Annotated in this window: 23 protein-coding genes, 2 tRNA genes and 2 pseudogenes; 9 read left to right on the top strand and 18 right to left on the bottom strand. The window is 68.2% G+C overall.

The genetic code is table 11. The annotated features are described in order from the left end of the window. Nucleotides 1–36: 36 nt before the first annotated feature. Genes IFJ75_RS07315 through IFJ75_RS07305 form a run of 3 tightly spaced genes read right to left on the bottom strand, consistent with a single transcriptional unit; the run spans nt 37 to nt 2,088 of the window. Nucleotides 37–348: a nucleoside triphosphate pyrophosphohydrolase family protein gene (locus tag IFJ75_RS07315; RefSeq protein WP_207931939.1), complete on the bottom strand. Its 312-nt coding sequence runs from the start codon at nt 346–348 to the stop codon at nt 37–39. Next, a complete protein-coding gene (locus IFJ75_RS07310; RefSeq protein WP_207931938.1) occupies nt 348–1,205 on the bottom strand; it encodes an alpha/beta hydrolase in 858 nt (285 codons plus the stop codon). The genes IFJ75_RS07315 and IFJ75_RS07310 overlap by 1 nt, the downstream gene beginning before the upstream one ends. Before the next feature lie 31 nt (nt 1,206–1,236). After that, entirely contained in the window at nt 1,237–2,088 is an 852-nt protein-coding gene (locus IFJ75_RS07305; protein WP_207931937.1) for a thymidylate synthase, read from the bottom strand. Nucleotides 2,089–2,315: 227 nt separating this feature from the next. Between IFJ75_RS07305 and IFJ75_RS07300 the strand changes: the two genes are divergently transcribed. Beyond that, nucleotides 2,316–3,170: a hypothetical protein gene (locus IFJ75_RS07300; RefSeq protein WP_207931936.1), complete on the top strand. Its 855-nt coding sequence runs from the start codon at nt 2,316–2,318 to the stop codon at nt 3,168–3,170. Nucleotides 3,171–3,196: 26 nt separating this feature from the next. Here IFJ75_RS07300 and IFJ75_RS07295 read toward each other — a convergent pair whose 3' ends face one another. Beyond that, a complete protein-coding gene (locus IFJ75_RS07295; RefSeq protein WP_207931935.1) occupies nt 3,197–3,754 on the bottom strand; it encodes a DUF924 family protein in 558 nt (185 codons plus the stop codon). Here IFJ75_RS07295 and ilvC point away from each other — a divergent pair. Further along, the gene (gene ilvC, locus IFJ75_RS07290; RefSeq protein ID WP_207931934.1) at nt 3,753–4,769 is read left to right on the top strand and encodes a ketol-acid reductoisomerase; all 1,017 of its coding nucleotides are present in this window, start codon (nt 3,753–3,755) and stop codon (nt 4,767–4,769) included. The genes IFJ75_RS07295 and ilvC overlap by 2 nt on opposite strands. Nucleotides 4,770–4,894: 125 nt before the next feature. Here ilvC and IFJ75_RS07285 read toward each other — a convergent pair. Next, nucleotides 4,895–4,971, bottom strand: a tRNA-Pro gene (locus tag IFJ75_RS07285). 270 nt (nt 4,972–5,241) lie between these two features. Here IFJ75_RS07285 and IFJ75_RS07280 point away from each other — a divergent pair. Next, nucleotides 5,242–5,315, top strand: a tRNA-Gln gene (locus IFJ75_RS07280). A gap of 87 nt (nt 5,316–5,402) precedes the next feature. Here the strand turns inward: IFJ75_RS07280 and IFJ75_RS07275 are convergent. Both IFJ75_RS07275 and IFJ75_RS07270 read right to left on the bottom strand, forming a co-directional pair. After that, on the bottom strand, nt 5,403–5,624 hold the full coding sequence (locus IFJ75_RS07275; protein ID WP_207931933.1) for a hypothetical protein: 222 nt from the start codon (nt 5,622–5,624) through the stop codon (nt 5,403–5,405). Nucleotides 5,625–5,866: 242 nt separating this feature from the next. Further along, complete coding sequence (locus tag IFJ75_RS07270) at nt 5,867–6,469, bottom strand: sensor histidine kinase (protein WP_207931932.1); 603 nt, start codon at nt 6,467–6,469, stop codon at nt 5,867–5,869. 135 nt (nt 6,470–6,604) lie between these two features. Here IFJ75_RS07270 and IFJ75_RS07265 point away from each other — a divergent pair, with 135 nt between their 5' ends. Then, nucleotides 6,605–7,060: a response regulator gene (locus IFJ75_RS07265; protein ID WP_207931931.1), complete on the top strand. Its 456-nt coding sequence runs from the start codon at nt 6,605–6,607 to the stop codon at nt 7,058–7,060. A gap of 16 nt (nt 7,061–7,076) precedes the next feature. On the opposite strand, the gene IFJ75_RS07260 is transcribed toward IFJ75_RS07265, so the two are convergent. Both IFJ75_RS07260 and IFJ75_RS07255 read right to left on the bottom strand, forming a co-directional pair. Then, nucleotides 7,077–7,631, bottom strand: coding sequence for a GNAT family N-acetyltransferase (locus IFJ75_RS07260; protein ID WP_207931930.1), 555 nt, complete (start codon nt 7,629–7,631; stop codon nt 7,077–7,079). After that, nucleotides 7,628–9,850 carry a prolyl oligopeptidase family serine peptidase gene (locus IFJ75_RS07255; RefSeq protein WP_207931929.1) on the bottom strand — a complete coding sequence of 741 codons (2,223 nt, stop codon included), beginning with the start codon at nt 9,848–9,850 and terminating at the stop codon, nt 7,628–7,630. The genes IFJ75_RS07260 and IFJ75_RS07255 overlap by 4 nt, the downstream gene beginning before the upstream one ends. 79 nt (nt 9,851–9,929) lie before the next feature. Here IFJ75_RS07255 and IFJ75_RS07250 point away from each other — a divergent pair, with 79 nt between their 5' ends. Then, on the top strand, nt 9,930–10,745 hold the full coding sequence (locus tag IFJ75_RS07250; RefSeq protein ID WP_207931928.1) for a trypsin-like serine peptidase: 816 nt from the start codon (nt 9,930–9,932) through the stop codon (nt 10,743–10,745). Nucleotides 10,746–10,932: 187 nt separating this feature from the next. Here the strand turns inward: IFJ75_RS07250 and IFJ75_RS07245 are convergent, their stop codons facing one another. Further along, nucleotides 10,933–12,717, bottom strand: a complete 1,785-nt coding sequence (locus tag IFJ75_RS07245; RefSeq protein ID WP_207931927.1) for an acyl-CoA dehydrogenase — start codon at nt 12,715–12,717, stop codon at nt 10,933–10,935. 125 nt (nt 12,718–12,842) lie between these two features. On the opposite strand from IFJ75_RS07245, the gene IFJ75_RS07240 reads away from it, so the two are divergent. From IFJ75_RS07240 to IFJ75_RS07225, 4 genes are read left to right on the top strand one after another with little or no spacing between them, the layout of a single operon-like run. Beyond that, complete coding sequence (locus IFJ75_RS07240) at nt 12,843–13,391, top strand: cytochrome b (RefSeq protein ID WP_207931926.1); 549 nt, start codon at nt 12,843–12,845, stop codon at nt 13,389–13,391. Between the two features lie 17 nt (nt 13,392–13,408). After that, nucleotides 13,409–13,957, top strand: a complete 549-nt coding sequence (locus IFJ75_RS07235) for a YceI family protein (RefSeq protein WP_207931925.1) — start codon at nt 13,409–13,411, stop codon at nt 13,955–13,957. Continuing rightward, complete coding sequence (locus tag IFJ75_RS07230) at nt 13,954–14,871, top strand: L-threonylcarbamoyladenylate synthase (RefSeq protein ID WP_225897096.1); 918 nt, start codon at nt 13,954–13,956, stop codon at nt 14,869–14,871. The genes IFJ75_RS07235 and IFJ75_RS07230 overlap by 4 nt, the downstream gene beginning before the upstream one ends. A 51-nt stretch (nt 14,872–14,922) precedes the next feature. Continuing rightward, the gene (locus tag IFJ75_RS07225; protein WP_207931923.1) at nt 14,923–15,186 is read left to right on the top strand and encodes a hypothetical protein; all 264 of its coding nucleotides are present in this window, start codon (nt 14,923–14,925) and stop codon (nt 15,184–15,186) included. A gap of 1 nt (nt 15,187) precedes the next feature. Here the strand turns inward: IFJ75_RS07225 and IFJ75_RS07220 are convergent, their stop codons facing one another. From IFJ75_RS07220 to IFJ75_RS07190, 8 genes and pseudogenes are all read right to left on the bottom strand, one after another. Further along, nucleotides 15,188–15,409 carry a hypothetical protein gene (locus tag IFJ75_RS07220; RefSeq protein WP_207931922.1) on the bottom strand — a complete coding sequence of 74 codons (222 nt, stop codon included), beginning with the start codon at nt 15,407–15,409 and terminating at the stop codon, nt 15,188–15,190. Between the two features lie 54 nt (nt 15,410–15,463). After that, the gene (locus tag IFJ75_RS07215) at nt 15,464–15,871 is read right to left on the bottom strand and encodes a DUF1801 domain-containing protein (protein ID WP_207931921.1); all 408 of its coding nucleotides are present in this window, start codon (nt 15,869–15,871) and stop codon (nt 15,464–15,466) included. A 13-nt stretch (nt 15,872–15,884) separates the two neighbouring features. Continuing rightward, the gene (locus tag IFJ75_RS07210) at nt 15,885–16,976 is read right to left on the bottom strand and encodes a patatin-like phospholipase family protein (RefSeq protein ID WP_207931920.1); all 1,092 of its coding nucleotides are present in this window, start codon (nt 16,974–16,976) and stop codon (nt 15,885–15,887) included. An 18-nt stretch (nt 16,977–16,994) separates the two neighbouring features. Then, nucleotides 16,995–17,813 (bottom strand): 3-hydroxybutyrate dehydrogenase, encoded by an 819-nt coding sequence (locus IFJ75_RS07205; protein ID WP_207931919.1) that lies wholly within the window; start codon nt 17,811–17,813, stop codon nt 16,995–16,997. A gap of 103 nt (nt 17,814–17,916) precedes the next feature. After that, nucleotides 17,917–18,690, bottom strand: a complete 774-nt coding sequence (gene yaaA, locus IFJ75_RS07200) for a peroxide stress protein YaaA (RefSeq protein ID WP_207931918.1) — start codon at nt 18,688–18,690, stop codon at nt 17,917–17,919. Nucleotides 18,691–18,764: 74 nt separating this feature from the next. Beyond that, nucleotides 18,765–20,816 (bottom strand): annotated as a pseudogene (locus IFJ75_RS20255) (ATP-binding protein); the annotation flags it as partial. Nucleotides 20,817–20,834: 18 nt separating this feature from the next. Beyond that, nucleotides 20,835–22,118: pseudogene (locus IFJ75_RS20250) on the bottom strand (PAS domain-containing protein); the annotation flags it as partial. A gap of 505 nt (nt 22,119–22,623) precedes the next feature. Next, on the bottom strand, nt 22,624–24,042 hold the full coding sequence (locus tag IFJ75_RS07190) for an FAD-binding oxidoreductase (RefSeq protein WP_207931916.1): 1,419 nt from the start codon (nt 24,040–24,042) through the stop codon (nt 22,624–22,626). Nucleotides 24,043–24,094: the final 52 nt, after the last annotated feature.

Here is a 24,094-nt window from a genome sequence, read left to right as displayed (position 1 = left end):
AAGGTGAAGCTATCGGGTCTTACCCCGGACCGTGTCTCAGGGTTTGGGCTCCAGCCAGCGCAGCCATTTGCGCCGCATCGCCGCCTCCAGATCGATCCCGACCCGGTCGCAATAGATCAGCAGCATGCCCATCACGTCGGCCGCCTCGTCATGCAGCGCCTGATCGTCCGCCGCCCCGCGCGCCCGCCCGCTCATCCGCAGATGCTCGGCCGTCAGCTCGCCCAGCTCTTCCTGCACCTTCAGCAACGCCCAGTCGCCCGAGGCCGCCTTGTCGCGGTCGATGCCGTGCTCGCGCGCATAGATGTCCGAGATGCGGACGACGTCTTCGGAGAGGCCCTTGAGGTCCATCAGCGCCGCTCGATGGTCACGCCGTCGGGGGCGGGCAGGGCGTTGAGCCGCGCCTTCGCCGCCGCATCGCCCAGCGCATAGGCGTCGAGGAAGGCCTCGGTCGCCTCGACGATCGTGGCGAAGTCGGCGTCATCGGCGCGGGCGATCAGCGAATGGTCGCCGTCCGCGAAGATCAGCAGCGTCTTGTCGCCGGCCGGGCTGCCGTCGAAGGCGGCGCGGTGGTCATGCCAGTCGGTCGCGAAGCCGGGCACCACATCCTTGTCGCCGGTGATGACCAGCAGCGGCTTGTCCAGCCCCTCCCAGGTCGTCGGCGTCACCAGCCCCTGGATGATCCCGGGCGAGGACAGTTCAATCACCCCCTTGATCTCGGGGTCGCCATGCGGCCCCGCCACGGTCACGGCCCCGCCCTCGATGGCCGAGATCAGCGAGCCGAACGAATGGCCCGCCGCGATCATCGGCTTGCCCGGCGCGATGTGGCGCGCCACGCCCCGGGCGACCGCCACATCCATGATCCGCGTCGAGAAGGCGGCCCGGTTGTCGTATTTGTCGTGGTCGGGATGCTGCAGGCTGTCGACGTGCAGCGGCGCCACCACCGTATAGCCGTGGCTCACCCACTCCGAGAGAATGCGGTGATAGGCGGCAGGCGCCGAGTTGAAGCCCGACGAGAAGACGATCACGCCCCGCTCCTCGGGCGCCGCCCAGACGCTGATGTCGATGGTCCGCCCGTCCGGCGCCGGGATCATCAGATGCCGGGCCTCGAAGGCGGGAGCCGCCGCTGCGGGCGCCGTCTGGGCGACAGCCGCCGTCATCGGCGCGACGGACAGGAGCAGGCCGGCGGCCAGGACGCGGATCAACATGGGTCGTTTCCGAAGCGAGAAGGAAGGCGGCTCAGACGGCGACGGCGGCCTTGATATGCGGCCAGGGCGCGTAGTCTGTCAGGGCGAAGTCGGCCAGCTCATAGGCGAACAGGTCGCGCTTGGGCGTGATCGTCATCGTCGGCAGGGCCAGGGGCTCGCGCGTCAGCTGCAGCTTCGCCTGGTCGACGTGGTTCAGATACAGGTGGGCGTCGCCGAAGGTGTGCACGAACTCGCCGGGCTCGAGCCCGACCACATTCGCCATCATCATCGTCAGCAGCGCATAGGACGCGATGTTGAACGGCACGCCCAGGAAGACGTCGGCCGAGCGCTGGTACAGCTGGCAGCTCAGCTTTCCATCCGCCACGAAGAACTGGAACAGGCAGTGACAGGGCGGCAGGGCCATGTCCTCGATATCGGCCGGGTTCCAGGCCGAGACGATGTGCCGGCGCCCGTTCGGATTGGTCTTCAGTCCCTCGATCAGGCGCTCGATCTGGTCGATGCTCTCGCCGTTCGGCGCCGCCCACGACCGCCACTGCTTGCCGTACACCGGCCCCAGCTCGCCCTCGGCGTCGGCCCATTCGTTCCAGATCGAACAGCCGTTCTCCTGCAGCCAGCGCACATTGGTCTCGCCGCGCAGGAACCACAGCAGCTCGACGATGATCGACTTCAGATGCAGCTTTTTGGTCGTCAGCAAGGGAAACCCCTTCGACAGATCGAAGCGGATCTGCCGCCCGAACACGCCCAGCGTCCCGGTCCCCGTCCGATCCCCCCGCTCGACCCCGTTCTCCAGGATGTCGCGCAGCAGGTTCAGATACTGCCGCTCAGGATGGTCCGGAGCGGCGGCTTCGATCCGCAGATCGGCATGGGTGAGGGCGACGGTCATGGGGGGAGAGTGACCCGCGAATCAGTCCGGCGCCAATCGGATTGAGGCCCATCTTTGGTGCGAGTTGTGGGTATCCCATCCCAAATTTCCGTCATCCTCGGGCTCGTCCCGAGGACCCATCTGTCCGAACGCAGGACCGCGAACGTCGTAAGCTCCCCTTCAACCCAGTGCGGTCCGCGTCAGTCGAACCATGGGTCCTCGGGACGAGCCCGAGGATGACGGAGTAAATGGATGGGGCGGGGGCAACCTCCATCGTCCTCCCTCAACCCTGCCCACCCACGTCCGCTTCTGACGAACCAGTGTTCTACAATGCTCAAATGGAACACTGGCGCTTCAACCCCGAAACCGACGCGGCCGATCAGGGAAACATCTGGGACCTGGCCCGGCGCGAATATCTGTCCGGCATGCGAGCCATCGACATCTGCCGGCGCTATGGCATGTCGCTGCGCTCCTTCCGCCTCAGGGCGCGGGTGGAGAAGTGGCGGCGCATCGACCGGCTGGACTGCGACGTCGAGCCAGAGGACGGCGAATATCATCCTGACGACGACGTCGGCTTCGCCGACCTGGCCGATCAGGTCTTCCTCAACATCCGCAAGGCCATCGGCGCGCGCCGGGCGGCCGAGGCGGCCTCCTGGATGCGGCTGTTCGACAAACTGGCCCTGCGCGCCCAGGGCGAGGTCATGTCCGAGCTGCCGGATTTCCCGCCGCCTCCGGAACCGGAGCCCGAGCCGGAGCGCGAACCCCTGCGCCTGACGATCATAGACGATCCGGAAAGCCTCAGTGATTCCAGCCCAGTGGAGCCGGAACCTCAGGATGCGTGTGAGGCCGTGCACCTTTTGCACCCTGTTTTTTCCGAGTGCAAAACCGACCCTGAGGCTGCCGCCGACGCCACACCGTCGCAGCCTGTCATGACTGGCCCCGTCGCGGACCCGGCCACTCCGGCAGAAGCCATACCCGCATGCGACACCCTCGAAGAGATCCAGCGCAAGGCCTTGCTTCTGCTGCGTTCCCGCCGCCTCGAACTCGGCATGGGCGTCAGCGACATCGACGAACAGCTGGCGGAGCTGGGCCCGGGGCCGTGACCTTGTCACCGCGGACCCGGCCGGAGCTACCCCGCGAACCCGCCCTCATTCAGGAACGCCTGTTCCTCCGCCGTCGTCTCCCGGCCCAGGCATCTGTTCCGGTGCGGGAACCGTCCGAACCTCACGATGATGTCGCGATGGATGACGGCATAGCGATCCACGTCCGGGATCTCCGCGCCCAGCCCGCCATCCAGCAGCACCCGAAGCTCGTCATGATCCGCCAGCCGCTCGGAATGCTCATAGGGCGTCAGGAAGAACTGCCGCATCTCCGGGTCGACCGCGTACAGATACCCGCGCGCCTCGGCCTGTTTCGCGAACATCAGGGCCAGCCCGTCGGTCGCGAACTGGTGGCCCGTCTGGCGGAAGCTGTTCCGCGGATACTGGTCCAGCAGGATCATCAGCCCCAGCGCCCCGTCGGCCGTCTCCATCCAGCCGTCCAGTTCGCGCCGCGCCGCCGCCCGGTGCCCCTCGGCGAAGGTCGTCCGGAACCGGTCGTCGAAGGCGTCGTCCTTGGCGTACCAGAGCTTCGGCCCCGCCTCTTTCCAGAAGGCGATCACGTCGGAAGGCGATAGAAGACCGGTCATGACCCAGACTCTATCCAATCCGCTCCCCGTCTTCCACGACCGCGACTGCGACCTGTCGATCATCCGCAACAAGCGCGTCGCCGTCATCGGCTATGGCAGCCAGGGACGGACCCACGCCCTGAACCTGCGCGACTCGGGCGTGGCGGACATCGTCATCGGGCTGAAGGCCGGCTCGGCGACGCGGGCGAAGGCCCTGGCCGACGGCTTCCCGGTGGCCACGGCGGGCGAAGCGGCGGCGGAGGCGGACGTGGTCGCCGTCATGGTCTCGGACGAGGCGCACCGCGATCTCTACCGCGACGAGCTGGAGCCGAATCTCAAGCCCGGCGCCGCCCTGATCTTCGCCCACGGCCTGTCGGTGCGTTTCGGTCTCGTGACGCCGCGCCCCGACCTCGACGTCATCCTCGATTCGCCCAAGGGCATCGGGCCGCGCATCCGCGATCTCTATGAGGCCGGGGAGGGCGTCTTCTGCCTGTTCGGCGTGCATCAGGACGCGAGCGGCGGCGCTCATGCGCTCGGCCTCTCCTACGCGGCGGCCCTCGGCTGCGGCCGCAAGGGTATCCTCGAGACCACCTTCGCCGCCGAATGCGAATCGGACCTGTTCGGCGAACAGGTCGTCCTGTGCGGCGGTGTGGCGGAACTGGTCGACGGCGCCTTCATGAAGCTGGTCGACGCCGGCTATCCGCCCGAGGTGGCCTGGTTCGAATGCTTCTACGAACTCAAGCTGGTCACCGACCTGATGTATGAGCGCGGCATCGCCGGAGCCTTCGCGAAGATCTCGAATACGGCGGAGTACGGCGCCTATCTGACCGGCCCGCGCGTCATCGGCGAGGCCTCGCTCAGGGCCATGGACGGGGTCCTGTCCGATGTTCGCGACGGGTCGTTCGTGAAGCGCCTCATGGCCGACTACGACGCCGGCTCGCCCGAGCTTCTCGCCAACCGCAAGGCGCTGGGCGAACGCACCATCGAGGCGGTCGGCGCCCATCTGACGGAGGCGGCCGCCAAAGCGAAGGACTGAAACGAAAAGAGCGCCCCGGGGCGAACCGCGGGGCGCTCTTTCGATCGTCTCCGGGGTCTCGGGAACCCCTTGCGTGCTCAAGCAGCGAACCCCCGAGGGGTGAGCGTTAGCACACTAGAATGAAATGGTCGGAGTGAGAGGATTCGAACCTCCGACCCCTGCCTCCCGAAGGCAGTGCTCTACCAGACTGAGCCACACTCCGACTTTGAAGCGCGGCTTATAACGACGAGGTTTCGCCGCCGCAAGCGGCCAAATCGCCTAAGCGAAAATTGCCTGTTCTCTCGCGCAGAAGGGGCGGACGGCTCCGGAGATTCGCTCCGTGGACCCCGCCTTGCGGTCACCCGCCTTCGCCTCGAAGGCCCGTCAGCACTGGAGTTTGGCACAAGTTCAAAACCCCTGTTGCATCCCGGAACGGCTTGGCGTATCTGACCGCCTCCCGAGGGGGCAGCCCCTCAGGAAACGCCGGACCTGCTGGGGAATGGTGTAATGGTAACACTCCGGTTTTTGGTACCGTCATTCTAGGTTCGAGTCCTAGTTCCCCAGCCATCCGCTTCTTTTTCCCGCGGCCTTCACTTGGTGACAGACCTGAAGGCGGGACCTGAGAAAACTCAGATAAATTTCTGATTTCCAAGATTATTTCTGCGGCCTGACACCGCGGGGTCGCCAGTCCTTGGCCCGGGCGAGCCAGCGCTCGCCGCGCAGGCGCAGCCGCTCGCGCTCGGCGGGGTCCTCGGCGGCCACAGCCTGGGCGAAGCAGATCCGACCCTGCTCGCGGCACGCCTCGGCGTCCAGACCGTCGCCCTCGCGCCGGTCCGGTCCCTCATAGCGATCCTTCTGTCCCGACGTCGGGGCCAAGGCGGCGACACTCCACGCGGGTCCCGCACGGCCCGCGCGGCATCCATGCCATGGACGGCCGCCCGGGGCTCTATCACCTTCGTTAGGGGCGGGGGTCCTATAACCAAAGACACGATGCGGCCGGGCCGGAGAGGCGGTATCCCTCATGCGCCGTCGGGGGACGGCGGGCGAGCCTGTGCCGCCGCGTCGCAGTCTGGCGGCCGGCTCGCCCCTTAGGCCCCTCCGGGGGGCTCCCTTCAGTGTCAGTGGACGGCGTCGCCGCTCAGCGGCAGGCGGACGCGCACCCCGACGCCCGCGCCCGGGGCCGTCTCGATCGACATCTGGCCGCCCAGATGCTCGACCAGCCCCTCGACCAGGGACAGGCCGTCGCCGGGCGTCAGCTCTTCCGCCCCCACGCCCGAATCGCGCACCACCAGGCTCACCCCGCCCGAGGCCAGGGAACAGGCGATGGCGATGGAGCCACGCCGCCCGTCCGGGAAGGCGTGGCGCACGGCGTTGGAGACCAGCTCGTGGACGATGATGGCCAGGGGCAGGGCGTGGGTGTCCGCCACCGACGCCTTGGCCGCCCGGACCTCGATGCGCACGCCCCGGTCCTCGACCGACCGCCGCCAGAAGCCGGCCGCGTCGCCCAGATAGGCGGCGAAGTCGACCGGCCCCTCTTCGCTGATTCGCCGGTTGAGCAGGGTCATGGCGGCCGTGACGTCGCTGAGCCAGGTCATGTGCCGCCGGCTCTCGGGGTCGGTCACCCGCCTGAGTCGGATGCCCACCAGGGCCTGCAGCAGCTGGTAGCCGTCCAGCAGGCGGCGACGCAGGTCGGCGATCTGGACGTCCGCGTTCGCGGTCATTCGGCCCCCGGGACGTTGAAAACTCGACAATTTCAATAGCCCAGCTTGAACCCTTTCGCCACATCCGCGTTGCAACTGTTCGGTAACCGACAGAGTAGTGCTAACGGTCTGTCGCGTGCGCGTACTGGGGCTGAAGTGGCTGACACACCCGACCTGCGGGTCATGATCGTCGAAGACCAGGCCATCCTCGCGATGGAGCTGGAACTGGTGCTTACGGACGCCGGTTGCGACGTCGTGGGCTGCGCCATGGACCGCGAGGGCGCCTTCGCTATCGGCGACCGCGAGCGGCCTGATCTGGCCCTGGTCGACGTCAACCTGCTGGACGGGATGACAGGCCCCCAGATCGCCCATCGGCTGGTCCAGGAGTACGGCACCGCCGTGGTCTTCCTGACCGCCAACCCCGAGCAGATCCCCGAAGGCTTCGCCGGCGCCCTTGGGGCCGTGTCCAAACCTTTCGACGAGATGACCATTCGCGCCGTGGTCGCCTTCGCCCGCCAGTTCATCTTCCACAAGACGGTGGGCCAGGCCCCGCGCCGGTTCCGTCTGGCGCCCTGGCTCAAGACCCCGCCGCGGGACATCGCCCCCCACTAGGGCGCCCCACCAGACCTCAGTCCAGCGGCATGCCCGGGGCGTCGGGCGCCGTCGTCTCGCCGCCGTTCAGACGGCGCTGCATGAAGACCACGTCCAGCCAGTCGTCGAACTTCCAGCCCACACCCTCGACCGCACCCATGGGGGTGAAGCCGCAGGCGGCATGCAGCTTGATGGAGCCCGCATTGGCGCTGTCGCCGATGACGCCCAGCATCTGGCGCAGGCCGACCGCCTCGCAGCGGGCGATGAGCTCCAGCAGCAGCGCCTTGCCGGCGCCGCGCCCATGGGCCGAGCTGAGGACATAGATCGAGTCCTCGACCGTGTAGCGATAGGCCGCCCGCGTCCGGAAGGGGCCGGCATAGGCGTATCCGACCACCACCCCGTCCAGCTCCGCAACTAGCCAGGGCAGGCCCAGCTTCAGGATTGCCGCCCGCCGCCCGGCCATCTCCGCCTGATCCGGCGCGGCGGTTTCGAACGTCCCGGTCCCGGTCAGGACGCCCTCGGCATAGATGGCCGTGATGGCCTCCAGGTCCGCGTCGACGGCGTCGCGGACCGCTGGTCCAGCCTCGCTCACGCCTCTTCCCAGCCCTTGTTCACGGCCCAGACGGCGAAGGCGTAGTCGTGGGCGATCTCCTTGAGGTAGTCGAACCGGCCGGACGAGCTGAAGTGGCCGGCGGTCATGTTGATCTTGAGCAGGATGGGCTTGCCCGAGGTCGTGGCGGGCCTCAGCCTGGCGACCCACTTCTCGGGCTCCCAGTAGGTCACGCGCGGGTCCGACAGCCCGCCCGTCGCCAGCACCGCCGGATAGGCCATCGGCGCCACCTGGTCGTAGGGGCTGTAGCTCATCATGTAGTCGTAGTCCTCGGCCGACTCGATCGGGTTGCCCCACTCGGGCCACTCGGGCGGGGTCAGCGGCAGGGAGGTGTCCGACATGGTGTTGATCACGTCGACGAAGGGCACCCCGCCGATGATCCCGGCCCAGAGGTCGGGCCGCATGTTGGTGATCGCCCCCATCAGCATCCCGCCCGCCGACCGCCCCTCGGCGACGATGTTCCCGGCGGTCGTGTAGCGGTTGGCGATCAGGTGCTCGGCGCAGGCGATGAAGTCGGTGAAGGTGTTCTTCTTGGTGTGGCGGCGGGCGGTCAGGAACCAGTTCCAGCCCTTGTCCGACCCGCCCCGGATGTGGGCGATGGCGTAGATGAAGCCCCGGTCCACAAGGCTCAGCCGGTTGGTCGAGAAGCTGGCCGCGATAGGCATGCCGTAGGAGCCGTAGCCGTAGAGCAGCAGGGGCGCCGAGCCGTCCACGGGCGTGGTCTTCTTCCGCAGCACGGTGATCGGGACCATCTGGCCGTCCGGCGCCGGCGCGTTCAGCCGCTCGACCACATAGTCGGCCGGATCGTGGCCTGACGGCACTTCCTGGGTCTTGCGCAGGGTCTTCGTCCGCGTCGCCATGTCGTAGTCGAAGGTCTGGTTCGGGGTCGACGGCGAGTTGTAGGCGTAGCGCATGACCGTGGTATCGAACTCGGCCGAACCGCCCAGCGACAGGGCGTAGGCGGGCTCGTCGACGGCGATCTCATGCTCGGCGCCGGCGCGGTCGCGCACGATGACGCGGCTGTTGGCCTCGGCGCGCTCCTGACGGACGAGGTAGTCCTTAAACAGGCCGAAGCCCTCGATGAAGCGGCCCGGCGCATAGGCGACGATGTCGGTCCAGTGCGACAGGCCCGGCGTCTCCGTTGGGGCCCCGACGATGCGGAAGTCGACGGCGTCCTCATTGGTGCGCAGCACCCAGCGGTCACCCCAGTGGTCGGCGTCATAGAGGCGGCCGGTGTGGCGCGGTTCCAGCACGACCGGGGTCGCGGTCGGGTCCGAAGCGGGGACGTAGCGGGCCTCCGACGTCTCCTGATTGGCGATGGAGACCAGCAGGAAGGCCTCGTCCGAGGTCACGCCCACGCTGATGAACATGCCGTCGTCGGCCTCTTCATAGACGAGGGTCGTCTCGCCGCCGCGCGCCGGGCGGCGGAAGATCTTGTCCGGGCGGCCGTTGTCGTCGCGGTTGGTCCAGAAGATCCACTGGCTGTCGGGCGAGAAGGTGAAGTTCTCAGTCGCGCTCTCGATCACCGCTGGCAGGACCTCGCCCGTCGTCAGGTCCTTGACGTAGATGCGGAACACCTCGGAGCCCTGGGCGTCCTCGGCATAGGCGAACAGGCTGTGGTCGGGGCTGTTGGAGGTGGCGCTGACCTCGGAATAGGCCTTGCCCTCGGCCAGGACGTTGGCGTCCAGCAGCAGCTCCGGATCGGGCGCACGGACGAAGTTGACGGTCACGTCGCGGCCATCCTCACGCCAGCTGCCCTGCCGCGCCGCGCGCATGTAGCGCGGGTGCTGCTCGCCGGTGCGGTACTCGACGTAGTACTCCCAGCTTCCATCCGGCGAGGGAACGGAACTGTCGTCCTCCTTGATGCGGCCCTTCATCTCCTCGAACATGGCCGCCTGCATGGGCAGCGTCGGGGCCATCATGGCTTCGCGATAGGCATTCTCCTCGGTCAGGTGTTCCCTGACGTCGGCCTTGATGATCGAGGGGTCGCGAAGGACCTGCTGCCAGGCGTCGTCCTTCATCCACTGATAGTCGTCGACACGGACCCGGCCCAGCTGTTCGATCCGCACGGGGACCTTCTTGGCGACGGGCGGGACGGGCTTTGAGGTCATGCGGGGCGGGCTTTCAGCAGAGGCGAGCGCGGGGAGGGCGGCGACGGCGCCGACGGCGGCCGTGCAGGTGATCAATTGGCGACGGTTCATGATATGGGGTCCCAAAGGAGTCGGCGCGACCTTGTGCGACAGCCGACCTCGCCGTCAACGTCCGCCGGAAGCGCCCTGAATGCTCGCCTACCAGACCCCGCCGGCGGTTGAAGCGCCTGCGCCCCCACAAGCCCCCGCTGCGGTAGCCCGCCATTGGGATCTGACCGTCGGCCTGATCAACGCCACCGTCCAGCTGGACCAGCCGACAGGCGCGGAGACCCGCACCGTCGGGACCGGCTTCCTGATCGACGCGCCGAAGCCCGACGGCACGCCGCGCATCGTCATGGTGACCGCCGGCCACGTGCTGGAGAAGATGCCCGATCCGGACATGCGGGTCGGCTGGCGCATCGCCCAGGCCGACGGCAGCTGGAAGTTCGATCCCCAGCCGCTGGAGATCCGCAACGAGGCCGGAACGCCCCTGTGGACCACTCTGGAAGGCCGCGACGTCGCCGTGATGGCGGTCGAGGTCCCCGAGACCTTCGCCAGGGCCGCCATTCCCCTGGCCTGGCTGGCCGACGCCGAGACCTTCGACGCCCTGGATGTCGGACCGGGCGACGAGCTGCTGGCGCTGGGCTTCCCGCGCGGCCTGTCGTCAAACCGGGCCGGCTTCCCGATCCTGAGGGTCGGGCGGGTGGCTTCCTACCCGCTGACGCCGGTCTCGGCCTTCCCGACCTTTCTGATGGACTTCACCGTCTTCCCGGGCAACTCGGGCGGGCCGATCTTCTGGACCCCCACGGCGCGGCGTCGCCCGGGCGCGACCGAGCCGGAGCATCCCTTCATCGCCGGTATGCTGAGCCAGGAGGTCATCGTCGGGACCGAACGGCTGGAGCTGGGCGTAGTGGTCCAGGCCCAGTACATCCGCGAGGCCATCGCCCTGCTGGATAGGGCCCCTTAGCGACGCGCCCTCTCCCGGCGGGAGAGGGAGGGCGCGCACGGCGGCGCAGCCGTCGTTCTGGCGCGGTCGGGTGAGGGGTTGGCCTGTCAGGTGACCCCCGACCACCGTCAACCCCTCACCCTTTCGGCTTCGCGCATCGCTGCGCTCTGCGAGCCTCAAGCCCTCTCCCTATGGGAGAGGGTAGCGATCAGGCCCCCAGCGCTTCCCGCGACATCTTCTTCAGCAGGTCGCCGCCCTGACCCACAGCGGCCAGACGGCTGGACACATGGCCCAGGACGTTGGCGGCATAGACCTCATAGAGGCCGAGCTTGCCTTCCAGCCAGGCCGGATCGCCTTCACCCGCTTCCAGCTTCGTCTTCGCAGCGAGAGCGCCCTTGGCCAGCATCCAGCCGCCGACCACGTCGCCCAGCAGCTTCAGATAGGCGTCGGCGGCGGCCAGGACGTCGGCGGCGCGCGCCGCATCGGCCTTGGCGTCCAGCAGCCACAGGGTGGCGTCCTCGACGGCCTCGATGGCGGTCTTGAAGCGTTCGACCGGCTTGCCGGCGTAGAGTTTGCCGAGCGCGGTCAGGGTGACCTTCATCTCGGCGATGACCGCCTTGGCCGCCTCGCCGCCGTCCATCGACAGCTTGCGGCCGACGAGGTCCATGGCCTGGATGCCGTTGGTGCCCTCGTAGATCGGGGTGATGCGGGCGTCGCGATAGTACTGGGCCGCGCCGGTCTCCTCGATGAAGCCCATGCCGCCGTGGATCTGGACGCCCATCGAGGCCACGTCGCAGCCGACGTCGGTCGACCAGGCCTTGGCGATGGGGGTGAACAGGTCCTCGCGGCCCTTCCAGGCCTTGCGGTCGTCCTCGGAGGCGGCGTGCTTGGCCAGATCGGCGGCGACGCCTGTGGAGAAGCAGATGGCGCGGGCGGCCTCGATCTTCGCCTTCATCACCGACAGCATGCGGCGCACGTCGGGGTGGTCGAAGATCGGGGCGTTGGCTTCGCCGGTCCAGATCGAGCGGCCCTGACGGCGCTCCAGCGCATAGGCGAGGGCGTGCTGGTACGCCATCTCGGCGATGCCGACGCCCTCGACGCCGACCGCGAGGCGGGCCGCGTTCATCATGACGAACATGTGCGACAGGCCCTGATTGGGCTGACCAACGAGCGTGGCGCGCGCGCCCTCATAGGACATGACGCAGGTGGGGGAGGCGTGGATGCCCAGCTTGTGCTCGACCCCGACGGGGCGGAAGTCGTTGCGGTCACCGAGCGAGCCGTCGGCCTTGACCTCGAACTTGGAGGCCAGGAACAGGCTGATGCCCTTGGGTCCGGGAGGGGCGTCGGGCAGGCGGGCCAGCACCATATGGACGATGTTCGGCGTCGCGTCGTGGTCGCCCCAGGTGATGAAGATCTTCTGGCCGTTCAGGGCATAGGTGCCGTCGCCGTTAGGCGTGGCGGTGGCGGTCAGGGCGCCGAGGTCCGAACCCGCGCCCGGCTCGGTCAGGACCATGGCCCCGGTCCATTCGCCGCTGACGAGCTTGGGCAGATAGACGGTCTTCTGCTCCTCGGTGCCGTGGGCCTCCAGCGCCTCGATGGCCGCCAGCGACAGCATGGGGCACAGGCCGAACGCCATGTTGGCCGAGTGGACGGTCTCATAGGCCGCCAGCTCCAGCGCCTTGGGCAGGGCCTGGCCGCCGGCCTCGATCGAGGCCGTCAGACCGGTCCAGCCGCCGGCCGCGAACTGCTGATAGGCGTCGGCGAAGCCCGGGGCGGCGGTCACCGCGCCATTGGCGTACTTCGCGCCCGCCAGATCGCCGGGACGGTTCAGCGGGGCCAGAACCTCTTCCGAGAAGGAGCCGCCCGCCTCCAGCACGGCGTTCATCAGGTCGAGGTCGAAGTCGGGGAAGGCCCCGGTGGCCTCGAGCTGTTCGACACCGGCGACGGCGGTCAGGCTGAAGGCGAGGTCGCGGACAGGAGCGCGATAGGGCATGGCAGGGCTTCCGGAAGATCACAGACTTTGGGGTCTTTTGCCGCCATGCCGCGACGGCACGCAAGCGGCTTGGCGTCGCCCGTCCGCTGGGCCAGTGTGCAGGGCTTGTCCGACGAGGAGTCTCCATGGCCGAACCGAGAAACCGCTATTCGACGGTGTCCTTGACCCTGCACTGGCTGACCGCGGCCCTCATCCTGTCTCAGATCCTGCTGATCAATGCGGCCGAGGCGGAGGGCGCCGACCGGGCGCTGTGGATGATGCTGCACAAGTCGGGCGGCATGGCCATCCTCATGCTGACCCTGATCCGCATCGGCTGGCGCTTCGCCAATCCGGCCCTGAAGCCGCCCGCCGGGATGCCCCGCTGGGAGGCCTGGCTGGCGAAGGGGGTCCACGTCCTCTTCTACGTCCTGCTGCTGGCCCTGCCGCTGACCGGCTGGCTGGCCGGGTCGGCGGCGGGCCGGAACTTCCAGTTCTATGGCCTGTTCGACTTCCCGCTTCTGCCGATCGGGGGCGGGCGGCCGCTGGCCAAGACCCTGATGGGCGTCCACGAGACCCTGCCCAAGCTGCTCTATGTCCTGCTGGCCCTGCATGTGCTGGGGGCTCTCAAGCACCAGTTCGTCAACCGCGACAACGTCCTGCACCGGATGATCCCCCTGATCCCGCGTCGGCCCTGAGGATGCGGCGACGGGCGGTGCTGCTGTCTCTGGCCGCCCTGCTGCCGTTCGCGTGGCCTGCCGGGGCCCAGGTCCGGCGCTGGATGGTCGATCCGGCGCGGTCGTCGATCACCATGCGGATCCGGGCCGCGGGCCTGACCCAGACGGGGCGTTTCGAGGACTGGAGCGGCGACATCCGCTTCGACCCCGCCGCGCCCGAGACGGCCAGGACGACCATTGAGGTGCGCGCCGCCTCCCTGCGGATGAGCGAGCCCGCCCTGACGGCGCGGGCGACGGGGCCGGCCTTCCTCGACGCCGCGCGCTGGCCGACGATCCGGTTTCGGCTGACCGGGCTGGAACGGGCGGGGCGTGAGGGCTTCACCGCCCGGGCCGAGGTCACCGTGAAGGGGCGTACGCGCGAGGTCCTGTTCCCGGCGGACTTGCGCGTGACCGGCGACGCGGCGCAGATGAGCGGCGGCTTCGTCCTGGATCGGGCGGCCTTCGATATCGGGATGCAGGGACCGTGGAACGCGCTGATGGGCAGGCAGGTGAGGGTGGAGGTCGCGCTGACGGCCAGAGCCGCCTGACCGATTCCGTCGACATCGCTGCGGCTGCGCTGAAGGCGGGCAAGCTGGTGCTGCTGCCGACCGAGACCGTCTATGGCCTGGCCGCCGACGCGTCTGACGCCACTGCCGTCGCCGCCATCTTCGAGGCCAAGGGCCGGCCGCGTTTCAACCCCCTGATCGCCCATGTGCCCGACGCCATGGCCGCGGAGAGCATCGCGGTCTTCGGAGAGGCGGCGCGCAAGCTGGCCGAGGCCTTCTGGCCTGGGCCGCTGACCCTCGTGGCGCCGGTCCGGGATCGAGGCGCGGTCTGCGACCTGGCGCGGGCGGGGCTGGACAGTGTCGCGGTGCGGGCGCCCGGCCACGCGAAGGCGCGGGCCATACTGTCGGCCTTCGGCGGGGCGGTCGTGGCGCCCTCGGCCAATCGCTCGGGACGGCCCAGCCCGACCACCTTTGCCGACGCGGTGGAGGAGACCGGCGCCTTCGCCGCCGCCGCCGTCGATGGCGGACCCTGCGCCGTGGGGGTTGAGAGCACCGTCGTCTCGGTGCTGGACGGCAAGGTCGCCCTGCTGCGCCCCGGCGCCGTGACCCGCGCGGAGATCGAGGCCCTGGTCGGGCCATTGTCCGACAGCGGGGAGGGGCATCGCTCGCCCGGCCGCCTGACCCTGCACTACGCCCCCGACGCCCCGGTGCGGATCGAGGCGGAGGCGGCCAGGCCGGGGGAGATTCTGCTTGGCTTCGGGCCCGACGTCGGCGACGTCCGCTGGAGCCTGAGCCCGACCGGCGACCTGCGCGAGGCCGCCGCCAATGTCTTCCGCCTGCTGCGCGAGGCCGACCGCGAGCATCCGGCGGGCATCGCCGTGGCGCCGATCCCGCTGACCGGTCTCGGCGAGGCGATCAATGACCGGCTGCGGCGCGCGGCGGGGTTTGTGGGGTAGGGCGCATCGTCGCATCCCGGAGCGACGCGGAGTCGCGCTAGGACGGATGTCATGAAACCTGCAGCCCTCGTTCTGACCGCCTTCGCTCTCGTCGCCGCGCTCGGGGCCTGCACCGACAGCAAGCGGGCGAGGAACGCCGCGACCTTCGGCGACACGCCGGCGGACATCACCTGCTGGACCTATGGGACCGAGACCTTCAAGGGCCGGTCGACCGGCAAGGTGGAGCGTGATGATGGGCGGATCGCCTTCGTCGACGCCGCCAACGGCCGCTACACGACCGTCGATGGGGAGTGCCGGGTCATCTATTCGAAGTGACCTAAGGCCGGGTCTTGATCTCCCAGTCCAGGCTCCAGCGGCCGGGACCGAAGGGCTTGAGCTCCGTCACCGAGGCCGTGACCTGACGGTCGAAGCCGTCCAGCACGACCGTGCGGCCCGCCACCGAGGCGATGGTCGCATTGGTCTGCCAGAAGGCGCCGCCGTCGTGTCGCATCGACAGGCGGATATGGACGGAGTCGTTCGGCTGAGGCGTGGCGGGCATAAGTGGTCCTTGTGAGGCGGGGCGGTGTGGGCCTCGTTGGCCTCGCCCGTCAACTCACATCCTGAGGCCCGGCAGTTCGGCCGCCTGCTTGATCCAGTCCCCGAACTGATCCTCGTCGAAGCCCTCTTCACGGATGTCGAGATATCGGACCTCGGCCTGTTTGGACGCGCCGGGCGGCATGGGCTCCAGCGCCGCGCCGCGGAAGAAGGCGACCTTCACATATTTGGCATAGCCGTGGAGGCTGACGAACCACTCGCCGGGGACCGTTCCGTAGAAGGGCGAGTTCCACTTCACCGCCTTGGCCACGCCGGGCACGACCTCGACGATCAGTTGGTCCAGACGCCGGGCAAGGGGCTGCTTCCAGCCGGGCGTGGCGTCGATCCAGGCCTGGACGGGTTCGTCGCCGTATCCCTTGGGGATCTGCGGATTGCCGCCGGAGAGGAGTTTGGGCTGGTCGGACATGGCGGGCCTATGGTCACGCGAACCGGGCCTGAAGGTCAACGCTGGAGCGGACGCCCACCTGATCGAAGCAGGTTGACAGCCATTCCTCGGCGGCCTGTCGGCCCTTGGCCTTGAGGCTGTTGAGATAGGTCCATTCGGTGTTGAACTTGGAGCCCAGTGACTGGTCGCCCAGCCAGCCGTCGGCCTCGATGGCGTGCATCAGGATGTGGCGATAGCGGCCGCGCGCGTCCTCCTTCAGCCGGCCTTCCTCGATCAGTTCCTGAACGAAGGCCACGGCGCGCAGTTCGGCGGCCAGAGGGGCGTTGAAGACCACCTCGTTCAGCCGGTCCATGATCTCGCCAGCGGCGCGCGGCGCCTCCTCGCGCTCGAACGGGTTCAGCGTCATCAGCAGGACGTCGTCGGGCGTGTCGGCATAGAAGAGCGGCCATAGCGGGGGATTGGCCAGATAGCCGCCGTCCCAATAGGGCTCGCCCTCGATCTCCACCGCCTGGAACAGATGCGGCAGGCAGGCCGACGCCAGCAGGACCTGATCGGTGATCTCGGCCGTGGTGAAGATCCGCGCCCTCGCGTGACGCACCGCCGTGGCGGCGACGAACAGCCTGATGTCCGAGGCCCGCACCGCCTCGAAGTCGATCGCGGCGTCCAGCACCCGCTTCAGCGGGTTCAGGTTGAAGGGGTTGAACTGATAGGGGCTCATGGAGCCGGCCAGGGTCTCCATCGAGCGCCAGGCCGGGGTGTCGGTCAGCCAGTTGGGGGTCATGGCCGAGGACCAGATGGAGCTGTCGCCGAAGACATTCCGACCGCCCGACTGGTTGGTCTCGCGCCACAGCTTGTCGAGGGAATTGCGGGCCTCGGCAGCCCCGCCCTTCGCCAGGCCCGACACCAGGGCCGCGCCGTTCATCGCCCCGGCCGAGGCCGCCGTCACCGCGCGGATGTCGAGGCGGTCGTCCTCCAGCAGCCGATCCAGAATGCCCCACTGGAAGGCGCCGTGGGCTCCGCCGCCCTGCAGCGCGAGGGCGATGGGCTTCTTGCCGTTGGGCGGTTCAGACGGCTTGGCCGCCGCAGCCTTTGCGGGGGTCGGAGGCTTGCGTTTGAACAGCGCCATCGGCCCTCGCGGTTTCGGCTATCGAGCGGTCCAGCCGCCGTCGATGGAGAAGCTGGCGCCCGTCGCCGAGGCCCCGAGGTCGGAGACCAGATAGAGGAAGATGCCGGTCAGCTCGTCGACCGTGACGAACCGTTTGGTCGGCTGGGCCTCGAGGATGATGTCCTTGAGGGCGACCTCCTTGGAGACGCCGTTCAGCCGGGCCTGATCGGCGATCTGGGCCTGGACCAGCGGGGTCTCGACGAAGCCGGGGCAGATGGCGTTGCAGGTGATGTTGTCCTGCGCCAATTCCAGCGCCACCGTCTTGGTGAAGCCGATCACCCCGTGTTTGGCCGCGACATAGGCCGACTTGAACGGGCTGGCGACCAGACCGTGGGCCGAGGCGATGTTGACGATCCGGCCGCGGCCTTGCGCCTTCATGATCGGGATGGCCGCCCGGGTGGCGTAGAAGGTCGAGGACAGGTTGATGGCGATGATCTTCTCCCACTGGTCGGCGGGGAATTTCTCGACGGACTCGACGTGCTGGATGCCGGCGTTGTTGACAAGGATGTCGACGCGCCCGAGCTCATGCTTGCCATAGGCCACCATGTCGGCGACCTCCTCGCCGCGCAGCATGTTGGCGGCGTGGTAGCGGACCTTGACGCCGCAGCTGGCCTCGAGCTCGGCGCGTGTGCGTTCGATCTCGGCCGGATCGCCCAGGCCGTTCAGAACCACGTCGCCGCCGCGCGCCGCCACGGCGCGGGCCAGGGCCAGACCGATACCGGAGGTCGAGCCGGAGATGACCGCCACCTGACCCGACAGGTCGTTGGGGTCGCGGTAAACGGGACGCTGGTTATCCATCGCTGGCGCTTTGGTCCGGTTGAACATGGCGGCGTTTCCGAAGGCTCAGTTTCTGCTTTGAAGACAGCCTAGTCGCTCACGGCGGCGAAGGCGACAGGGCGGATCAAGAATTTCCTGATCTGGTGAATATCCAGTCCGTCTCTGTCGAGAGCGACTTGTCGAACCGGTATCCGTCACGGTCGAACGCCTTGAGGTCCTCGGGGTTCTCGATGCGTTCGTCGATGGCGAAACGGGCCATGGTCCCGCGCGCCTTCTTGGCGAAGAAGGAGATGATGCGGCTTTCGCCGTCCTTGTTCTCGCGGAAGTTCGGGGTGACGACGGGGATCTTGAGCGCCTTGGCGTCGACGGCGCCGAAGTATTCCTGGCTGGCCAGGTTGACGAGGACCGGCGTGGCCTGGCCCTCGGCGTCGAGGTTCAGCTGTTTCGAGATCCTGTCGTCCCAGAAGTCGTAGAGGCTGTTGCCGCGCCGGGTCTTCAGCCGCACGCCCATTTCCAGACGATAGGGCTGGATCCGGTCCAGCGGACGCAGCAGGCCGTAGAGGCCGGACAGGATGCGCAGGTGGGACTGGGCCCAGTCGAGCGACTTCGCGTCGAGGCTGCGGGCGTCCAGACCCTGATAGACATCGCCGGCGAAGGCCATGACGGCCTGGACGCCTGCTTCGGTATCGGCCGGATCGAAGGCCTTGAACCGCTGCTGGTTCAGCTTGGCCAGGTCCTCGGATATGCCCATCAGCTTGCGAAGATCCGCCTTGGTCTGGCGCTTGGCGGTGCGCGACAGGCTGGCGATATCCTCGACAAAGCGCGGCGCGGTCGCCGGCAAGGTCGGGTCGGTCTCGGTGAAATCCAGCCGCTTGGCCGGGGACAGCACGATCAGCACAGGCGTCTCCAGAAATCAGACCCGCGAGATAGGCCGCTTCGGTGACGAATTGAACCTGATGGGACGATCTGTCCTCAGCGTTCGATCATCTCGCGGACCTTGTCGCCGAGGGCGGCCATGACGAAGGGTTTGGTCATGACCTCCATCCCGGGGTCCAGATGGCCGTTGCCGACGGCGGCGTTCTCGGCATAGCCGGTGACGAACAGCACCTTGAGATCGGGTCGAACCTCGCGAGCGGCGTCGGCGACCTGACGGCCGTTCATTCCGCCGGGCAGACCGACGTCGGTGATCAGCAGGTCGATGCGCGCGTCGCTGCGCAGGATTTCCAGCCCGGACGGACCGTCGGGCGCCTCAAGCACATGGTATCCAGCGTCGCCGAGCACCTCGGCGACCAGCATCCGCACCGTTTCCTCGTCGTCGATGACCATGACGGTCTCGCCGTGACCGCCGTGGACGACCGGCGGGAGGCTGTCCTCGTCCGGGGTCTCCAGCTCGCCGGTGTAGCGCGGCAGATAGAGGCACATGGTCGTGCCCTTGCCGAGCTCGGAATAGATCCGCACCTGGCCGCCCGACTGGCGCACGAAGCCGTGGATCATCGACAGGCCGAGGCCGGTGCCCTGGCCGAGGGGCTTGGTGGTGAAGAAGGGATCGAAGACCTGGGCCTGGACCTCGGGCGTCATCCCCGTGCCGGTGTCTGTGACGCAGAGGGAGACGTACTGGCCCGGCAGAAGGTCGCGGTGGCGAGCGGCCCGGTCATCCAGCCATTTGTTGGCCGTCTCGATGGTCAGGCGGCCGCCATCCGGGGCCATGGCGTCGCGGCCGTTGATGCACAGGTTGAGGAGGGCGTTTTCGAGCTGGGACGCATCGATGCGGGTGGTCCACAGACCGCCGGCGCCGACCACCTCGACCTCGACGTCCGGACCCACGGTGCGGCGGATCAGGTCCTCCATGCCGCCGATCAGGCGATTGACGTCGGTCGGCCTGGGATCGAGCGTCTGGCGGCGCGAGAAGGCCAGCAGGCGCTGTGTCAGGGAGGCGGCGCGCTGGGCCGAGCCCTGGGCGGCGTCGATATAGCGCTCCATCCCGTTCAGCCGGCCCTCGCCGAGACGTTTGCCGAGCAGTTCCAGACTGCCGGAAATCCCGGCCAGCAGGTTGTTGAAGTCGTGGGCGATGCCGCCGGTCAGCTGGCCGACCGCCTCCATCTTCTGCGACTGGCGCAAGGCTTCCTGGGCGGCCAGAAGCTGCTGCTCCCGCGCCTTGTCCTCGGTCAGGTCGCGACCGACGGCGATGAAGTTGATCCCGTCCGGCTCCGGCGCGACGGTCCAGCCGATCGGGGTCCAGACATTGTCCCTGGTCAGGATGCGGTTCTCAAACCGGGTCGGAAGACCCGTGCGCTGCATTTCCTCCAGAGCCGCGACCGTCGCCGGCAGGTTCTCCGGATCGATGATGTCGGCATAGGGGTTGGTCAGCAGTTCGTGCTCCGACCAGCCAAGGATGCGGGTCCAGGCTGGATTTACCGCCGACATGCCGCCGCCGTAGTCGGCGCGGGCGAGCATATCCTGCGATAGCAGCCACAGCCGGTCGCGTTCGGCCTTGCTGCCCGCGAGCAGGATTTCGAGCTGGCCGTTGAGGCGGGCCAGTTCCTCGCCTTGCTGTCGCAGGCTCGCCTCGCTTGTCCGCAGGGCCACCTCGGCCTTGCGGCGTTCGGTCAGGTCCTGGAACAGGACGGCGACCTGCCGGCGCTCGGGCGGTTCGACGCGGAAGGCGGACAGCTCCAGCCACCGCCCGGTCGCCTCGAGCTCCTGTTCGAAACGGATCGGAACACCGGTCTTCAGCACAGCGCCGTAGCGGGCGACCCAGGCGTCGGCTTCATCACCGACCATCTCGCGCAGCTTCTTGCCGACGACATGGTCGATCCCGGCCTGGGCGGCGTAGGCCGGGTTGGCCTCGACGTGGATGTAGTCGCTGTCCGGGCCATGCGGTCCATCGAAGAACTCGATGATGCAGAAGCCTTCGTCCATGGTGTCGAACAGCGTCCGATAGCGGGCCTCGCTGTCTTCCAGATCCGCGGCGGCGCGGGCGCGTTCGATGGCGATCCGTACCCTCGCGGCGACTTCGCGCAGCAGTTCCACGTCGCTGTCGGACCATCGGCGCGGCGTGACGTTGTTGACGAAGACGAGGGCGACGACGCGGCCCTGTTCGGTCAGGGGCATGTTGATGAAGGAGGACACGCCGATCCCGGCCAGGGCTTCAGCCGTGTCGGCCGTACGGGCGTCCGCCGTGGTGTCGGTCACGACGACGGTTTCGCCGCGCGCCAGATCGTCGATGTAGGAGCCGAAGTCGCGGAACTTCAGCGTTCCGGCGATGCTGGACATACCGGCCGCATTGTAGTCGCGGGCGATGGTCACCGTTTCGGCGGCCAGGTTCATGACGCCATAACCGGCCCGGGTGACGTTCAGAGCGCGGGCGAGGATCGCGGAGGACGCCTGGGCGATCTCTTCGGCGTCGGTCAAATCGCGCAGGGTGTCGGTCAGTTCCAGCAGGGCGGCCTGACGCGCCTCGATCTGCTTGCGCTCGGTGATGTTGGTGAACAGGATGGCGACGCGGTGCAGGGCCGGGTCGCCGATGCGCAGGGCCTCCACGTCGTACCAGCGGCCGAAGACATCGGCGGGGTTCTCGAACCGCGCCGTTTTGCCGGTGAGGGCGACCTGGCCGTACAGGTCGAACCAGTGCTGCTCCAGCCCCGGAGCAATCTCCGACACCCATTTGCCGTTGGCGTTCTGCAGGCCGGTCATTTCAGCGAAGGCCGGATTGCCCTCGACGATCATATAGTCGACCGGCCGCATGTCGGCGTCGAACTTCATCTGGATGATGCAGAAGCCGGTGTTGGTCGCCCCGAACAGGGTGTCGTAGCGGGTCTCGGTTTCGGCCAGGGCGGCGTCGGTGGCCCGGCGGTCGGTGATGTCGAAGGTTACGCCCGGGAACCGCAGCGCCTTGCCGTCCGCGTTGGTGATGATGCGGCCTTCGGCGGAGACCCAACGGATCTCGCCGTCCGGCTGGACCAGCCGGTATTCGGACCGGAACGGCGCACGCGTCTGGATGGCGCGCTCGACCTCTTCCCCGACCCGCTCCGCGTCATCGGGGTGAATGCCTTTGAAGAAGGCGCTGAGCGGTGCACCGTCGCGGGCCACAGCCGGATCGACGCCGTAGAGTTCGGCGAAACGTTCGTCGGCGACGACGCGGTCAGCCGAGATGTCCCAGTCCCAGGTGCCGATGCCGCGACCGGCCGACAGGGCCAGCTCCAGACGCTCGTTCGTTTCGGCCCGCAAGCGGTCAGCGCGAACCTTCTCCGTGGTCTCGACCACGGTGGCGATGACCCCGGCGGGCCGACCGTCCTCGCCGGGCACGGGCCAGTAGTCGAGGTTCATCCAGACCTGCTCGGGCTGCCCCGTGCGATAAAGCGTCAGCTCCTGATCCTTGTAGGCCAGGGTGCCGCCGGCCAGGCCGACCTTCATGACGTTGTCGTTGAAGTCCGCGACCTCGGGCCAGCCCTCGCGGACGTTGGAGCCGAGGAGTTGGGGGTGCCGTCCGCCGGCGAAGACGGAATAGGCGTCGTTGTAGAGCATCACGCCGGGCTCGCCCCAGAGCATGACGATGGGGACCGGGGAGGCGATCAGCAGGCCGGTGGCGGTCTTCAGACTCTGCGGCCAGGCGTCGATCGGCCCCAGCGGCGTCGAAGCCCAGTCATAGGCGCGAATACGCATGGCCATCTCGCCCGAATCCCTCAGGAAACCGGATCCGGCTACGGCTTGGGCGGCATCTTCGGACAGCGACGTATTCCCCAACGCTTCAGGATTTGCGAATCCCGATTTCGGTCAACGCGGAATGCCCGAAAAGGCTTCAGCGGGAAATGTCAGAACGGTGCGGAAGCGGTCAGAAGAGCACAGCCGGGTTCATGATCCGCTTCGGGTCGATGGCGCGGCGGATGGCGGCCATGGTCTCGACCTCCAGCGGCGACTTGTATTTGCGAACCTCGTCGGTCTTCAGCCGGCCCAGGCCGTGTTCGGCCGAGATGGAGCCGTCGTAGCGGGCGACGACGTCGTGAACGACCTGCGAGCCTTCCTTCCAGCGGGCGATGAAGGCGGGGATGTCCTCGCCGACGGCGGGCAGGATGTCATAGTGCAGATTGCCGTCGCCGACGTGGCCGAAGACCGAGACGCGGGCGCCGGGATGGAAGCGCTCCACCGCCGCCGTGGCCTCGTCGATATAGTCCGCGATGCGGCTGATAGGCACGGAGACGTCGTGCTTCCAGCCGCCGCCCTCGGGCTTGAGCGCCGCCGAATGCTCCTCGCGCAGACGCCAGAAGGCGGCGCGCTGGCTGTCGTTCTGGGCAATGGCGGCGTCGGTGATCAGGCCTTCCTCGAAGGCGACCTCCAGCAGGGCGTCGAGCTGGGCCTCGGCGCCGCCGGGCGTGCCCGAGGCGATCTCGATCAGCACCGACCATTCGGGAATGGGGTCGAGCGGCCAGCGGGTGTCGGGGATGTTCTTGATGACCAGTTCGGCGCCCAGACGCTTCATCAGCTCGAAGGCCTCGACCCCGCCGCCGGTCTCGGCGCGGGCGCGGGCCAGAAGTTCGACCGAGGCCGCCGCCGTTTCCAGCGCGACCATGGCGACCGCGCGCGACCGCATGACCGGATAGAGCTTCAGCGTCGCCGCGGTGACCACGCCCAGGGTGCCCTCGGCGCCGATCAGCAGCTGTTTGAGGTCATAGCCGGTGTTGTCTTTCCGCAGCCGCTTCAGACCGTTGAAGATTTCGCCATTGGGCATGACCGCCTCGATGCCGAGGACCTGATCTCGCATCATGCCGTAGCGCAGGACCTGGGTGCCGCCGGCGTTGGTCGAGATGACGCCGCCGATGGTCGCCGTGCCCTCTGCCGCGAGGCTGAGTGGGAAGAAGCGGTCCGCCGCCGCCGCATGCTGCTGGGCCTCGAGCAGGGTGATCCCGGCCTCCAGCGTCATGGCGTCGTCCAGCGGGGTCACGTCGCGCACGGCGCGCAGGCGGCGCGTGGACAGCAGGACCTCGCCATAGGGGATCTGGCCGCCGACCAGACCGGTGTTGCCGCCCTGGGGGATGATGGCCACGCCGTTGGCGGCGCAGATGGAAACGGCCTTCGCCACCTCCTCGGTCGAGCCGGGAGTCAGGAGGATCGGGGTCTCGCCGGTCCAGCGTCCGCGCCATTCGGTCAGGTGCGGGGCGAGGGTGAACGGATCCTGGCTCCAGCCCGCCGGGCCGAGGGCGGCCTTGAGTTCATCCAGTACGATGGGCAGTACGGCGGGAGAGGGCGCGGTCATGGGCGTCTTCTGTCAAAAACGTGCACGCGACGGAAGCCGAAAGCTATGCTGG

This window comes from Brevundimonas goettingensis (assembly GCF_017487405.1).
Lineage (GTDB): Bacteria > Pseudomonadota > Alphaproteobacteria > Caulobacterales > Caulobacteraceae > Brevundimonas > Brevundimonas goettingensis.
This window is presented reverse-complemented; position numbering and strand designations above follow the sequence as displayed.

Coding starts and splice junctions, on each gene's coding strand:
- IFJ75_RS07315 (WP_207931939.1), bottom strand. CDS start 348: ATGGACCTCAAGGGCCTCTCCGAAGACGTCGTCCGCATCTCGGACATC.
- IFJ75_RS07310 (WP_207931938.1), bottom strand. CDS start 1,205: ATGTTGATCCGCGTCCTGGCCGCCGGCCTGCTCCTGTCCGTCGCGCCG.
- IFJ75_RS07305 (WP_207931937.1), bottom strand. CDS start 2,088: ATGACCGTCGCCCTCACCCATGCCGATCTGCGGATCGAAGCCGCCGCT.
- IFJ75_RS07300 (WP_207931936.1), top strand. CDS start 2,316: ATGGATGGGGCGGGGGCAACCTCCATCGTCCTCCCTCAACCCTGCCCA.
- ilvC (WP_207931934.1), top strand. CDS start 3,753: ATGACCCAGACTCTATCCAATCCGCTCCCCGTCTTCCACGACCGCGAC.
- IFJ75_RS07295 (WP_207931935.1), bottom strand. CDS start 3,754: ATGACCGGTCTTCTATCGCCTTCCGACGTGATCGCCTTCTGGAAAGAG.
- IFJ75_RS07270 (WP_207931932.1), bottom strand. CDS start 6,469: ATGACCGCGAACGCGGACGTCCAGATCGCCGACCTGCGTCGCCGCCTG.
- IFJ75_RS07255 (WP_207931929.1), bottom strand. CDS start 9,850: ATGAACCGTCGCCAATTGATCACCTGCACGGCCGCCGTCGGCGCCGTC.
- IFJ75_RS07250 (WP_207931928.1), top strand. CDS start 9,930: ATGCTCGCCTACCAGACCCCGCCGGCGGTTGAAGCGCCTGCGCCCCCA.
- IFJ75_RS07245 (WP_207931927.1), bottom strand. CDS start 12,717: ATGCCCTATCGCGCTCCTGTCCGCGACCTCGCCTTCAGCCTGACCGCC.
- IFJ75_RS07240 (WP_207931926.1), top strand. CDS start 12,843: ATGGCCGAACCGAGAAACCGCTATTCGACGGTGTCCTTGACCCTGCAC.
- IFJ75_RS07225 (WP_207931923.1), top strand. CDS start 14,923: ATGAAACCTGCAGCCCTCGTTCTGACCGCCTTCGCTCTCGTCGCCGCG.
- IFJ75_RS07220 (WP_207931922.1), bottom strand. CDS start 15,409: ATGCCCGCCACGCCTCAGCCGAACGACTCCGTCCATATCCGCCTGTCG.
- IFJ75_RS07215 (WP_207931921.1), bottom strand. CDS start 15,871: ATGTCCGACCAGCCCAAACTCCTCTCCGGCGGCAATCCGCAGATCCCC.
- IFJ75_RS07210 (WP_207931920.1), bottom strand. CDS start 16,976: ATGGCGCTGTTCAAACGCAAGCCTCCGACCCCCGCAAAGGCTGCGGCG.
- IFJ75_RS07205 (WP_207931919.1), bottom strand. CDS start 17,813: ATGGATAACCAGCGTCCCGTTTACCGCGACCCCAACGACCTGTCGGGT.
- IFJ75_RS07190 (WP_207931916.1), bottom strand. CDS start 24,042: ATGACCGCGCCCTCTCCCGCCGTACTGCCCATCGTACTGGATGAACTC.